Source organism: Nocardia sp. NPDC058518 (assembly GCF_042719655.1).
GTDB lineage: Bacteria > Actinomycetota > Actinomycetes > Mycobacteriales > Mycobacteriaceae > Nocardia.
The window spans coordinates 93698-106784 of the sequence record NZ_JBHXNJ010000002.1 but is presented as its reverse complement, the minus strand read 5'-3'; the positions used below and the strand labels follow the sequence as shown (position 1 = coordinate 106784).

General features: G+C 67.6%; 12 protein-coding genes. 6 read left to right on the top strand and 6 right to left on the bottom strand.

What is annotated here, in order from left to right; all coding sequences use genetic code 11:
* Positions 1-124: 124 nt before the first annotated feature.
* The gene (locus ACFWPX_RS05230; RefSeq protein WP_378919428.1) at positions 125-1267 is read right to left on the bottom strand and encodes a cystathionine gamma-synthase; all 1143 of its coding nucleotides are present in this window, start codon (positions 1265-1267) and stop codon (positions 125-127) included.
* A gap of 99 nt (positions 1268-1366) precedes the next feature.
* Here ACFWPX_RS05230 and ACFWPX_RS05225 point away from each other — a divergent pair, with 99 nt between their 5' ends.
* Positions 1367-2548: an acyl-CoA dehydrogenase family protein gene (locus ACFWPX_RS05225; protein WP_378926301.1), complete on the top strand. Its 1182-nt coding sequence runs from the start codon at positions 1367-1369 to the stop codon at positions 2546-2548.
* 1 nt (position 2549) lies between these two features.
* On the opposite strand, the gene ACFWPX_RS05220 is transcribed toward ACFWPX_RS05225, so the two are convergent.
* Together ACFWPX_RS05220 and ACFWPX_RS05215 are read right to left on the bottom strand one after the other, a co-directional pair.
* Positions 2550-2867 (bottom strand): hypothetical protein, encoded by a 318-nt coding sequence (locus tag ACFWPX_RS05220; RefSeq protein WP_378926300.1) that lies wholly within the window; start codon positions 2865-2867, stop codon positions 2550-2552.
* 121 nt (positions 2868-2988) lie between these two features.
* A complete protein-coding gene (locus ACFWPX_RS05215; RefSeq protein ID WP_378926299.1) occupies positions 2989-4290 on the bottom strand; it encodes an NtaA/DmoA family FMN-dependent monooxygenase in 1302 nt (433 codons plus the stop codon).
* A gap of 157 nt (positions 4291-4447) precedes the next feature.
* Here ACFWPX_RS05215 and ACFWPX_RS05210 point away from each other — a divergent pair, with 157 nt between their 5' ends.
* A complete protein-coding gene (locus ACFWPX_RS05210; RefSeq protein ID WP_378919436.1) occupies positions 4448-4792 on the top strand; it encodes a DUF6401 family natural product biosynthesis protein in 345 nt (114 codons plus the stop codon).
* Positions 4793-4850: 58 nt separating this feature from the next.
* Here the strand turns inward: ACFWPX_RS05210 and ACFWPX_RS05205 are convergent, their stop codons facing one another.
* Complete coding sequence (locus tag ACFWPX_RS05205; RefSeq protein ID WP_378919438.1) at positions 4851-5690, bottom strand: hypothetical protein; 840 nt, start codon at positions 5688-5690, stop codon at positions 4851-4853.
* A 442-nt stretch (positions 5691-6132) separates the two neighbouring features.
* Between ACFWPX_RS05205 and erm the strand changes: the two genes are divergently transcribed.
* Positions 6133-6957 (top strand): ErmE/ErmH/ErmO/ErmR family 23S rRNA (adenine(2058)-N(6))-methyltransferase, encoded by an 825-nt coding sequence (gene erm / locus ACFWPX_RS05200; RefSeq protein WP_378926297.1) that lies wholly within the window; start codon positions 6133-6135, stop codon positions 6955-6957.
* Positions 6958-6992: 35 nt separating this feature from the next.
* Here the strand turns inward: erm and ACFWPX_RS05195 are convergent, their stop codons facing one another.
* Positions 6993-8243, bottom strand: a complete 1251-nt coding sequence (locus tag ACFWPX_RS05195; protein WP_378926296.1) for a Glu/Leu/Phe/Val dehydrogenase dimerization domain-containing protein — start codon at positions 8241-8243, stop codon at positions 6993-6995.
* Between the two features lie 150 nt (positions 8244-8393).
* Between ACFWPX_RS05195 and ACFWPX_RS05190 the strand changes: the two genes are divergently transcribed.
* On the top strand, positions 8394-9365 hold the full coding sequence (locus tag ACFWPX_RS05190) for a LysR substrate-binding domain-containing protein (RefSeq protein WP_378919443.1): 972 nt from the start codon (positions 8394-8396) through the stop codon (positions 9363-9365).
* On the opposite strand, the gene ACFWPX_RS05185 is transcribed toward ACFWPX_RS05190, so the two are convergent.
* Positions 9333-10715 carry a cystathionine beta-synthase gene (locus ACFWPX_RS05185; RefSeq protein ID WP_378919445.1) on the bottom strand — a complete coding sequence of 461 codons (1383 nt, stop codon included), beginning with the start codon at positions 10713-10715 and terminating at the stop codon, positions 9333-9335. The two genes, ACFWPX_RS05190 and ACFWPX_RS05185, sit on opposite strands and share 33 nt — an antisense overlap.
* 113 nt (positions 10716-10828) lie before the next feature.
* Between ACFWPX_RS05185 and ACFWPX_RS05180 the strand changes: the two genes are divergently transcribed.
* A complete protein-coding gene (locus ACFWPX_RS05180; RefSeq protein ID WP_378926295.1) occupies positions 10829-11698 on the top strand; it encodes an SGNH/GDSL hydrolase family protein in 870 nt (289 codons plus the stop codon).
* 62 nt (positions 11699-11760) lie between these two features.
* A complete protein-coding gene (locus ACFWPX_RS05175) occupies positions 11761-12981 on the top strand; it encodes an acetyl-CoA C-acetyltransferase (protein WP_378919448.1) in 1221 nt (406 codons plus the stop codon).
* Positions 12982-13087 lie beyond the last annotated feature (106 nt).

Sequence of the window (13087 nt, the reverse complement as noted above, 5' to 3'; positions counted from 1 at the left end):
TCGATCCTGATCCTGGACGAGGCGACCAGCTCGGTCGACACCCGCACCGAGTCGCGGGTCCAGCACCCCCCCCCCGCCCCGCGCCCCCCCCCCCCCCCGCTTCGTCATGTGTGGGGTCCTCTGCTCAGCTCAGAGCCTGCTCGACGTCAGCAAGGAGATCGCTGATGTCTTCGATGCCGACCGAGAGCCGGACCAGATCGGCGGGGACTTCCAGGGCCGAGCCCTCGGTGCTCGCGTGGGTCATCGCGCCCGGGTGTTCGATGAGCGATTCGACGCCGCCCAGCGATTCGGCCAGCGTGAAGATCTGGGTTCGCGAGCAGAACTTCAGCGCCGCTTCCCGGCCACCGGTAAGGCGCACCGAGATCATGCCGCCGCTGCGGCGCATCTGCTTCTGCGCGATCTCGTAGCCGGGGTGCGTGGGCAGACCGGGGTAGATGACCTGTGAGATGGCCGGGTGGTTGGTCAGGAACTCCGCGATGACCTCGGCGTTGTCGCAGTGCTTTTCCATCCGCACGGCCAGCGTCTTGATGCCGCGCATCGTGAGGAAGGCGTCGAACGGGCCGGGCACCGCGCCCGCGCCGTTCTGCAGGAACGCGAAGTCCTTGTCGAGCTCGGCGCTGTTGGTGATCAGCGCGCCGCCGACGACATCGGAGTGACCGCCGAGGTACTTGGTGGTCGAGTGCAGGACCACATCGGCGCCGAGCAGCAGCGGCTGCTGCAGGTACGGGGTGGCGAACGTGTTGTCCACGACCAGCTTCGCGTCGGCCTCGTGGGCGATATCGGCCAGCGCGGGGATGTCACCGATGCTCAGCAGCGGGTTGGTCGGGGTCTCGATCCACACCAGCTTGGTGTTGGGGCGGATGGCCGCGCGCACCGCGTCGAGGTCGGCGATGTGGGCGGGCGAGTGCTCGATGCCCCACTGGCTGAAGACCTTGTCGATGAGCCGGAAGGTGCCGCCGTAGGCGTCGTCGGGGATGACGATGTGGTCACCCGGGCGCAGCATGGCGCGTAGCGCGCAGTCGGTGGCCGCCATACCCGAGGCGAAGGCGCGCCCGTAGCTGCCCGATTCGAGGGCGGCGAGGTTGGCTTCCAAGGCCGTGCGGGTGGGGTTGCCGGTGCGCGCGTACTCGTAGCCACCGCGCATGCCGCCGACGCCGTCCTGGGCGAAGGTCGAGCTCGCGTAGATGGGCACATTGACCGCACCGGTCTGAGGATCGGGTTCGTATCCGGCGTGCACGGCTCTGGTGGAGAATCCCAGCTCACTCATGGCCTCAGACTAGTTGGCCGGTTCGGGTCGCTTTCGCAGGGGTTCTCGACATGGTCGAAGTGTCGGATTCGGGTTCGGTACTGCGGTTAAGCTCACGGCATGGTCACCGTCGAAGAGTTGTTCGCCATCGATCCGTTGCTGTCGCAGGAGGAGCGCGAAATCCGCGACACGGTGGCGCGATTCGGGGAACGCAGGCTGCGGCCGCACCTTGCCGACTGGTTCGAGGAAGGCACGTTCCCGGCCCGCGAGATCGCGCCGGAACTGGGCAAGCTCGGGCTGCTCGGCATGCACCTGGACGGCTACGGCTGCGCGGGCGCGTCGGCCACCGCCTACGGGCTCGCCTGCCAGGAGCTCGAAGCCGTCGACTCCGGGGTGCGCAGCATGGTGTCGGTGCAGGGCTCCCTCGCGATGGCGGCCATTCACTTTTTCGGGTCCGAGGAGCAGAAGCAGCAGTACCTGCCCGCGATGGCGGCCGGTGAGGTGATCGGGTGCTTCGGGCTCACCGAACCCGACTTCGGATCCAATCCCGGCGGGATGCGCACGCGGGCGCGCCGCGACGGTGACGACTGGATTCTGAACGGGTCCAAGATGTGGATCACCAACGGGTCGGTGGCCGATATCGCCGTGGTCTGGGCCTACGCGGAGGAGCCCGGCGCGGACAAGCCGCGGGTGCGTGGCTTCCTGGTGCCCTCGGGCACACCGGGTTTCACCACTCGCGAGATCCACCGCAAGCTGTCGCTGCGCGCATCGATCACCGCCGCACTGGATTTCGACGACGTGCGCTTGCCCGCCGATGCGGTGCTGCCCGAATCACACGGGCTCAGTTCGCCGCTGGCCTGTTTGAGCGAAGCGCGGTTCGGCATCATCTTCGGTGCGCTCGGCGCCGCGCGCGACTGCCTGAGCGCGGCGATCGACTACGCCCGCACCCGTGCGGTGTTCGACAAGCCGCTGGCGGGCTACCAGCTCACCCAGGCCAAACTGGCCGATATGGCACTCGAACTCGGCAAGGGACAGTTGCTCGCGCTGCACCTGGGCCGGCTGAAGGATCGCCACGAGATCACCGGCGAGCAGATCAGCGTGGGCAAGCTGAACAGCACCCGTGAGGCCATCAAGATCGCTCGCGAATGCCGAACCATCATGGGCGCCAACGGAATCACCCTCGACTACCCGGTCCTGCGGCACGCCAACAACCTGGAGTCGGTGCTGACCTACGAGGGCACCGCCGAGGTGCACCAGCTGGTGATCGGCAAGGCGCTCACCGACGCCAACGCGTTCCGGTAGGTCAGGTACCGGCCGACAGGCCCGGCCTCGGCGCGGGCCTGATCATGCCGCCGGCGAAGGCCGCGGCGAGCATCACGATCACTACCGTGAACACAGTCAGCGCGATGGGCACGGTGATCGCTGTGGGGATGCCGAGCACGGTCAGACCAGCCACACTGCCGCAACCCCAGAAGATCGCGGCGGCGAGTCGACCGAGCAACGGCGCGTAGGGCGACCGGCGCCAGGCACCGGCGATCCTCGTCTGAGCCGAATACCCTGCGCTGGTGGCGATTACCGTGCTCATGCCGAACAGCTGAACGGCCGGGTCGGTGACCTGCACTGCGGATCCTCTCGCTCGCCGAGCGGGTTTGCCGAAAGTTGTCTCGGAACGGTTATACCCATTCAGAGTCCATCGGGCGCCCGGTTCACGCAACTCCGCGGTATCGATCACATCTCGTCGGCTACGCCCTCGTCGAACCGGTCGGCGCGGGCAGTTCCAGGTTCTCCCGGTAGGTCCGGCCCAGATAGTCGGTATCGAGCAGATTCCTGCGACGCAGCTCGGGCAGCAGACCATTGACGACGAAATCGTGGGTGCGCTCGTCGGTGAGACCGCCGAGGGAGATCACGTCGAGCACATTCGCCCGATACCGCTGCTCGATCGCGTCGGCCAACTGTTCGGGCGTGCCCGCGACGGCCCAGTGGCCGGTGTCCTTGGCGGCGATGACGAGCTCGCGCAGGGTCGCGCCGGAGGCGGCGAGCTTGCCGAAGATCTCGACCCGTCCGCGGCGGCGGTGTACCGAATCCAATTGCGGTAGCAGGGTTTCCGGGATGGGCTTGTCCAAGGGCAGGTCGGACAGGTCGATGGCGCCACCAAGCATGTCGGCCAGCTGACGGCGCCCTGCCTCGAAATCGGTGGCTTCGGCGGCCTCGCGAACCAACCTGTGGGCTTCCTCCTCCGTCGCGCCGTAGGTGGCGTGGAAAGAACTGAAGATGAGCGGAAGCCCGTCCGGCCTGCCCAAGGCGGCGGCTCGGGTGCGGATCTTCTTCGTGTAGGTGATCGCGTCCTCGAGCGTGGGCAGCGAGGTGAACACCACTTCCGCGAATCGCGCGCCGAGCTCGACGCCACCCGCGGACTGACCGGCCTGGAACTGCACCGGCCTGCCCTGCGGCAACGGCGGGATGTTCAGCGGCCCGCGCACCGAGAAATACCGTCCGGCGTGGTCGATCGGCCGCACGAGCGATTCGTCCAGTACCGCACCCCCCGCACCGTCAGGCCGCAGCGCACCCGGCTGCCAGCTGTCGAACAGCGCGTTGACCACTTCGATGGATTCCGTGGCGCGCGCGTAGCGCTCCTCCGGGCTCGGCAGATCACGGTCACCGTAGTTCTCCTCGCCCAGCGAGGAGGTCACCACGTTCCAGGCCGCGCGGCCGTTGCTGATGTGGTCGAGCGTGCCGAAGAGCCTGGCCAGGTTATAGGGGTGATGGAACGTCGTCGAGACGGTCGCGATCAGGCCGACATCGGTGGTCACCGCGCCGAGGGCGGCGAGCTGGATCAGTGGTTCCTGTGCGCCGATCGCCCCCTGGGCGCCGAAGCTGAGCAGGTCGGCCGCGAAGATCGCGCCGATCTTGTTGTCCTGGGCGATCCGCGCGATCCGCACCGCCTCATCGAGCGTGGAGCGGGTCGGATCGAGTGCCGCGGCGTACACATCACGTGACCCGCTGACCCCGGTGACGGTCTTCAATTTCCGACGTTCGCTGCCCATGTTCGACAGTCCAGCAGGACACCCGGACAGCGACCATGGTTGCGCTCAACGGAATTCGATCGAGCGCGCTGAGGTTGCGCCGGATTCGCCCGGTTATGCCATTGATCTTGAAACAATCCAATTTCATCAACGATGAATAGATTGGTACCATATTGCAATGTTTGCGCCAGCTCCCGCGTTGCTCGAACTTTCGGCGCAACGACAATTGCATCAGTTGAACACCGAGTTCGGAGCGCCGGCGGCCGCCGTCGCCGCAGCGGTGCCCGCGCTGTCGGCCCAGCTGGACCAGCACGCTGCCGCGGTGCGTGACATTCTCACCCTCGGCGTCGACGATTCGGCCAAAGTGCCCCTCACCATTCTGCTCGCAGGCTATGTCCAGGGGCTCCTCGACCATTTCGCCGAGCGGGCCGACGGATTCTTCGCGGGCGCGCCGGGCAACTGGCACGAGGCCGACTGGCTGCAGTTACGCCTTGCCGCGGTGTGCGCGTACGCCGCGGACTGACACCGCACGACACCGGCGCACCGCCACCCCAAGGTGACGGTGCGCCGGTCTCCGTCGGTTACCTGGCTGTTTCGCCACCCCAGCCCGGCTGGCCTTCCGGGTAGCTCGCTCCCGGCGTCACCCACGCCTGCCGACCCTGCTCCACGGTCGGCGACACCTGCTCGCCCTGACGCATGGCATCCTCGCGTCCACGCTGGTATGCCTGAGCATGCCCCTTCATCGCGGGCATCTCCGATTCCAGATTGCCGAGCCAGTTGTTCCAGCGCTGCTCCATGGGCCTGACCAGGCCGCCACCGATGCCGACCACCATGATGCCGCCGATGGTGGCGAGCACGGCGATCAGGATCGGGGTGGTCACCGAGGTCGCGACGCCGATCTGGTTCAGCGCGGCGATGATGCCGATACCCCAGATGAACACCGCCGCGATCCGGCCGAGCATCTTCCCGTAGGACAGCCCGCCGAGCACATTGGAGATCAGGTCGCTCACCGCGTGGGCGATGGCCGCCGCGATCACCACGATCACGATCGCGATCGCCGCCCTCGGCAACCAAGCCACGATGCTGGTGAGCAGCGCGCTGACCGGGTTCGGCCCGAACACCGCGAAACCGATCTGCAGCGCGATCAGCAAAATCGCGTAATAGGCGATCTTGGCGATAATGTCGGAGGCGTCATATTTACTGCGGGACAGCATTTTCCGCAGATCGCCGCGTTCGACCAGCCGGTCGAATCCGACGCGCTCCAGCACTGCGTTCACGATCTTGGCGACCACCTTCGCGATGATCCAGCCAACCAGAAGAATGGCGATGAATGCCACCGCTTTGGGGACGAACTGCGCGACCGAACTCCACGCATCGGTCAAGCCCTGCTGGAAATCTATCGCAATGACGGAGGTATCCACGGCCTGTCCTTTCGCTTTCCGATCAGTGCGGCTGATTGCCGATGCACCTGTTCGTGGTGTTTACCCAGGTAATTCTCATCGAATCGGTGAAGTAGCGATAAATTTGCTCACGGCCGGTCAGCGGCACAATATCCCCCCTATCACGGGGGAGGTCCCGCTCTCGCCACGCGTGACCGAGGCGCGCTGGGCCGGATCGGCGATCCGATCGGCGCCGATCCTGCGCGGTGCCGATCGTGTCCACACCCGTCGTACAGAAATTCGGTTGCCCGCCGTTCGACCGCTTCCTAGAGTTGGTCGCATGTCGTGCCACTACTTCATTCGTCTCCGCTACAGCCGGGCTCTGGCCCGCTAGCGGACGCGGATAACTTCATCGGCGTCCACCGGCGCGCCAAGGGCCCTTCGAGATTGCATTCGACTCGAAGACCCGAAGGGGCACACTGCCGTGGCGCAGGATTTTGCACACCGAAACTACTCACACACTCAGCGCAAGGTCACCGGTAAGAGTGGCGGTCGGACCGCCCGTGACCACGCGAGAAGGACACTGTCCCAGAACTTTCTGGTGGACCGTGCCGCCGTCGACTCGATCGTGGCGGTGGCCGATCCGGCGGGCACGGTTCTCGAACCCGGTGCGGGCGAAGGGATTCTCACGCATGCCCTGGCTCGCCGGGGCGCACAGGTCACCGCGTACGAGATCGATCCGCTGCTCGCGGCCAAGCTCTCGGCGCAAACGCGTTCCGAGAACGGAATCCGCGTCGTACGCGGCGATTTCACCAAGGCCAAGGCTCCTCGCGAGCCGTTCGCCGTGGTGGGGAACATCCCGTTCTCGGTGACCGCCGACATCGTCGACTGGTGCCTGACCGCACCGGCCCTGACCTCGGCAACGCTGCTCACCCAACGCGAATACGCCCGCAAACGCACCGGCGACTACGGCCGCTGGAGCCTGCTGACCGCGACAACCTGGCCGTGGTTCAGCTGGGAACTGCGCGGGCAGGTACCCCGCGGCAGCTTCCGCCCGATCCCATCGGTCGACTCCGCGATCCTGCGGATCGCCCGGCGAACAGAACCGCTTGTCTCCCAACGCAATTCCTACACGGAGCTGGTTCGAACCGCGTTCTCGGGAATAGGCGGCACAGTGCGCGCTTCCCTGCACACCCGCTACCACGGCGTGGACGAAGCACTGGCCACCGCCGGCATCGCCCACGACACGGTCGTGGCCTATGTCCACCCGGATCAGTGGGTGGAGTTGCACTCGATGCTCACCCCCTGAACGAGCTGCCTGCTGTTTGCGAAGGCAGCAGAATCTCAGGGAATGACGACCGGCCCGGTGAGCGGTGCGGGGTCGGCTGCCCAGCGGTGGCCGACCTCGCGCGGAGTGACCCCTTCGTCGGCCCAGGCGGTGAGCAGCTGTGCGACCTTGTCGTGCATGGTGACGCGGAGCCGGTCGAACGACGTGTCCGGGGTGTCGTCCACTTCGCCGAGCAGCAACCACCACGCCCAGGCCACCGCGCCCGCGTTGGCGACGAAGTCGGGCAGGACCGGGATGCCGCGGGCGGCGAGCATGGCTTCGGCTTCCGGTGTGGTGGCGGCGTTCGCGGCTTCGACGATGACGTGCGCCCGGATATCGAACGAGTTGTCCGGCGTGATCGCGTACGAGATCGCCGCAGGCACAAGGATATCGACGTCGGCGGCGACAATGGCGTTGCGCGGCAGCTGCTCGATGCCCGCGGGCAGGCGGGACCGGTCGATCTCGCCGTAGCCGTCGCGTAGATCCAGCAGCGCCGGGATGTCGAGCCCATCGGCGCAGGACAGGGTGCCTGCGGCATCGGCTACCGCGGTGATCTTCATCCCGGCCTCGTACAGGTAGTAGGCCGCCGCACCGCCCATCGTGCCGATGCCTTGGATCGCGGCCGTCGTCTGGGCAGGTGCCTGCCCCCACTGCACCGCCGTGGCGAGGCAGGCGTGCGCGACGCCGTAACCGCCGATGACGTCACCGAGCAGGAAGCCGCCGTCGACCGCGGCGTTGAGTCCGTTGCGGACCCGCTCCAGCGTCGCGGCCGGGTCGTCGGAGCGCCGGATCGCGGCGTGGTAGCTCTGGTCGAGGTCGAGCTGTTCGAAGACCTCGTCGATCAGGTGCTGGGGAACCCCCAGGTCTTCGGCGGTCACCCAGTGCGCGTCGAGCCACGGGCGCATCGCCTCGCAGAATCGCCGCAGTACTTCGACGGCGCGCGGGTCCTTGGGATCGAAGTCGATCCCGCCCTTGGCGCCGCCGATCGGCAGGTCGAACGTGGCGGTCTTGTTGGCCATGCCGCGCGCCAGATCCTCGACCTCGCCCAGGGTGCAACCGGCCCGCATCCGGGTGCCGCCGGTGGCCAGGCCGCCCCGCAGGGTGTGGACGACGAGGTAGCCGACCGCGTCGGTGAGCGAATCCGTCCAGTGCAGACGCATATACGGCTCGCCGCGACGGATCGCGGGAGTGACGGCCGGGTCCGTGGGTGCGGCGACGGTATGCGATGTCACCTGCGGCGTCCCTCCGCTCGGGTTCAGCATCGTCATGGTGCCCACCTCCTCGTTCGTCGTGATCGCCCGTGGCGGACCTCGTCGTCCCGGTAGCACCAAGCGTGCGGGCCGCCATGGCCGCGCGTCTATTTACGGTTCGTTCACGGCACCCTTCACGGTTCCTGCACAGTGCATACGCTCGGAGCTATGGAGCTGTCTCTGGCCCGCCTGCGAATGCTGCGCGAACTACACCGACGCGGCACCATCACGGCCGCCGCCGCGGCCCTGCACTACACCGCGTCGGCGGTTTCCCAACAGCTCGCCCAGCTCGAACGCGACGCGGGCACCCGGCTGTTCGAACGACGCGGGCGCCGAGTGCAGCTCACCGATCTCGGGATCGTGCTCGCCGAGCACGCCGAAGAGATCCTGGCCTCGGTCGAGCGCGCGACCCAGGCGCTGGAGGAAGCGGGCGGATCGGTAACCGCGAAGATCACCGCCGGGGTGTGGGCGTCGGTGGCCTCCGGCCTGCTCCCCGACGCGCTCACCACCCTCGCCGCCTCGCACCCTGGCATCTTGGTGCGCACCACCGAACTCGCGCCGGAGTCGACGGCCGCCGCCGTCCGTGACGGCACGCTCGACCTGTCGTTCGTTCTCGACTACTCGAACTATCCGATGACCTGGGACCGTGGCCTGGAGCGGGCAGTCATCGGGGTCGAACGGATCCACGCCGCCGTCCCCGCCGGTGCGGTGCCCGCGGCCAGCGTGACCCTCGCCGAGTTGTCCGAGCATCCGTGGATCATCGCGCCCGCCCGATCGCACTTCGGGCACGCGGCGCGGCTGGCGTTCCAGTCCGCCGGGCTCCGGCCGCGCATCGACCACGAGCTGGAGGAGCAGGCGACCGCGATGTCGATGGTCGCGGCCGGACTCGGCGTCACACTGGTCTCGGATCTGGGCTTGGCGTTGCGCCCACCCGGGGTGGATATCGTCGCGCTCGGCGACGCCCTCACCCGGACCGTGTCACTGGCCTACCGCACCAACTCGGCGGGCCGGGCCGCGCTGCTGCTGGTAGTGGACGCGATCCGGACCGCCGCGGCGAACAAGGGACTCGGCGCCGACATCCGCACCGCGCCCGCAGCGCATCGAGCCTCAGATCCTGCCGGTGCTCAGGAAACCGAGTAGGTCGTGGCGGGTGATGACGCCGACGGGCTTACCGTCTTCGACGACCATCAGGGCGTCGGAATCCGACAGAGCCTTGGTGGCGGTGGAGATGGGTTCGCCGGAACCGATCAGCGGGAAGGACGGGCTCATGTGCTGGGCGACGGAGTCGGTGAGGTTGGCGCGGCCCTCGAAGACAGCCGAGAGCAGGTCGCGTTCGGTGACGCTGCCCGCTACCTCACCGGCCATGACCGGGGGCTCGGCGCCGACGACGGGCATCTGGGAGACGCCGTACTCGCGCAGGATCTCGATGGCGTCGCGCAGGGTTTCCGACGGGTGGGTGTGCACCAGGTCGGGCAGGCCGCCGGACTTGCCGCGCAGCACGTCGCCGACCAGCGGTTCGGGGCCTGCCTCCAGGGGCGTCCGGAGGAAGCCGTAGGAGCTCATCCACTTGTCGTTGAAGATCTTCGACAGGTAGCCGCGGCCACCGTCGGGCAGCAGCACGACCACCACGGCGTCGGGATCGCGGCGGGCGACCTCGATCGCGGCGACCACGGCCATGCCGCAGGAACCGCCGACCAGCAGGCCCTCCTCGCGAGCGAGGCGCCGGGTCATCTCGAAGGAATCCGCGTCGGAGACCGCGATGATCTCGTCGGGGATCGACGCGTCGTAGGCGGTGGGCCAGAAGTCCTCGCCGACGCCCTCGACCAGATACGGGCGGCCGGTGCCGCCGGAGTACACCGAACCCTCCGGGTCGGCGCCGATGATCTTGACCGTGCCGCCGGAGACTTCCTTGAGGTAGCGGCCGGTGCCGGAGATTGTGCCGCCGGTGCCGACGCCCGCGACGAAGTGGGTGATCTTGCCCTCGGTGTCGGCCCAGATCTCGGGACCGGTGGTCTCGTAATGGCTGTCAGGTCCGCCCGGGTTGGAGTACTGGTTGGGCTTCCAGGCGCCTTCGATCTCGCGGACCAGGCGATCGGAGACGTTGTAGTAGCTGTCGGGGTGCTCCGGCGGCACGGCGGTCGGGCAGACCACGACCTCGGCGCCGTAGGCACGCAACACGTTGCGCTTGTCCTCGCTGACCTTGTCCGGGCACACGAACACGCACTTGTACCCGCGCTGCTGGGCGACCAGCGCCAGGCCGACACCGGTATTTCCCGAGGTCGGCTCGACAATCGTGCCGCCCGGCTTCAGCAGTCCGTCCTGCTCGGCGGCGTCGATCATCTTGACCGCGATCCGGTCCTTGGAGCTGCCGCCCGGGTTCAGGTATTCGACCTTCGCGGCCACCAGGCCCGCGTTGGAGCCGACCACCGAGTTCAGCCGAACAAGGGGGGTGTTTCCGATGAGATCGACGACATGATCCGCGATGCGCATGGTGCCGAGGGTAGCCGAGCACTTGCGCTCGATGCCCGGCGGAGGGGCGCCCACCAGGCCGCAAGTGGTCGACATCTCCGTACGCAGGACTCGGCGTCGTAGAATTTTCCAATGTGAGCGCACCTCGAATCAGCTGGCGGACCGCGGTCGTTACCGGAGCGACGACTGTGCTCGCCGGATCGAGCGCCGGGACCGTCTCCTGGGCGACGTATCGATTGCTGATGACACAGGCGGGTGCGGCGCGCGCGGTGATCGGCCGCGACACCTCCAAGCCGCCCGAGGCCGACGGCGTCTACGCGCCGGGCGCCATCATTCCCGAGCCGTGGCGCAAGACGACACCGGTCGACCTGCACCTGATGATCTTCGGCGACTCCACCGCGGCCGGGCTCGGTTGCCTCGGTGCCACTGATGTACCGGGCGTGCGGTTGGCTCGCGGGCTGGCCGAGGCCAGCGGCATGCGGATCCGATTGAGCACCAAAGCCATCTCCGGCGCCACGTCCAAGGGCCTGGCCGGACAGGTCGACGCGATGTTCGTCGCGGGCCCGCCGCCGGACGCGGCAGTGATCCTGGTCGGCGCCAACGACATCACCAAGAAGCACTCCATCCGGGCCTCGGCGCGCAGGCTCGCGGCGGCAGTCTCACGGCTGCGTGAAGCCGATGCGCTGGTGGTGGTCGGCACCTGCCCCAACCTGGGTACCGTCACCGCTATCCAGCAACCGCTGCGCACGATCGTCGCGAACTGGAGCGTGCGGCTGGCCAAGGCGCAGACGGTCGCGACCACGATCGCGGGCGGCATCGCGGTGCCGATGGGTTCGCCGCTGGTCGCCTCCGAGTTCCGGGCCGCACCCGAAATCCTGTTCGCCACGGACGGATTCCACCCCTCCGCGGCAGGCTACGAACTGGCCGCTGCGCAGCTGCTTCCCGTGCTGATCGCGCAGGTGCGCGACCGCCCTGCCCTTCCCGTCGCGCAGCTGGAGACGTAGATTCGAGAATTGACCGGCATGTAAACAGCCGTTCACGTCGAACAACGCGAAAAGGAGTCCTCATGCCCGAGGCCGTTATCGTCAGCACCGCCCGTTCCCCGATCGGCCGTGCCGTCAAGGGGTCATTGGCGGGAATGCGCCCGGACGACCTGACCACGCAGATGGTTCGTGCCGCGCTGGCCAAGGTGCCTTCGCTGGATCCGACGCAGATCGACGACATCATCCTTGGCACCGGCTCCCCCGCCGGCGAGGGTGGCTTCGGTATGGGCCGCATGATCGCCATCGAGCTCGGCCTCGATGTCGTCCCCGGCACCACCGTGCAGCGCTATTGTGCGTCGTCGGTGCAGACCACCCGGATGGCCTTCCACGCGATCAAGGCAGGCGAGGGTGACGTATTCATCTCCGCAGGCGTGGAGACCGTCTCGCGCTACGCCCGCGGCTCGGCCGACAGCTCGCCCGACACCAGGAACACCATTTTCGACGAGGCCGTCGCCCGTACCGCCAAGGCCGCCGAAGGTGGCGCCGGTGTGTGGCACGACCCGCGCCAGGACGGCCTGCTCCCCGACGCCTACATCGCGATGGGCCAGACCGCCGAGAACGTCGCGTCGCTGACCGGCATCTCGCGCGAGGACCAGGACCGCTGGGGCGTGCGCTCGCAGAACCGTGCCGAAGAGGCCATCAAGTCGGGGTTCTTCGAGCGGGAGATCACCCCGGTGACCCTGCCCGACGGCACGATCGTGAGCAAGGACGACGGCCCGCGCGCCGGCGTCACCTACGAGGCGGTCAGCCAGCTCAAGCCGGTGTTCCGTCCCGACGGCACCATCACCGCCGGTAACTGCTGCGCGCTCAACGACGGCGCCGCGGCGCTGGTCATCATGAGCGACACCAAGGCCAAGGAGCTGGGCCTGACCCCGCTGGCCCGCATCGTTTCCACCGGTGTGTCCGGCCTGTCGCCCGAGATCATGGGCCTCGGCCCGGTCGAGGCCGTCAAGCGCGCGCTGGCGATCGCAGGCAAGTCGGTCTCCGACATCGACCTGTTCGAGATCAACGAGGCCTTCGCCGTGCAGGTGCTCGGCTCGGCGCGTGAGCTGAAGATCGACGAGGACAAGCTCAACGTCTCCGGCGGCGCGATCGCGCTGGGCCACCCGTTCGGCATGACCGGTGCCCGCATCACCACCACCCTGCTGAACAACCTGCAGACCTACGACAAGCAGTTCGGCGTGGAGACCATGTGCGTCGGCGGCGGCCAGGGCATGGCGCTCGTCATCGAGCGTCTGAGCTGAGATAGCACGAAAAATGGGGGGCCCCGCGGATGTTGGGGGCGCGGTTTTTTTTTTTTTATTTTATGGCGGGTGTTTTTTAGAGGGCGGTGGTTATGAATTTTTTTTA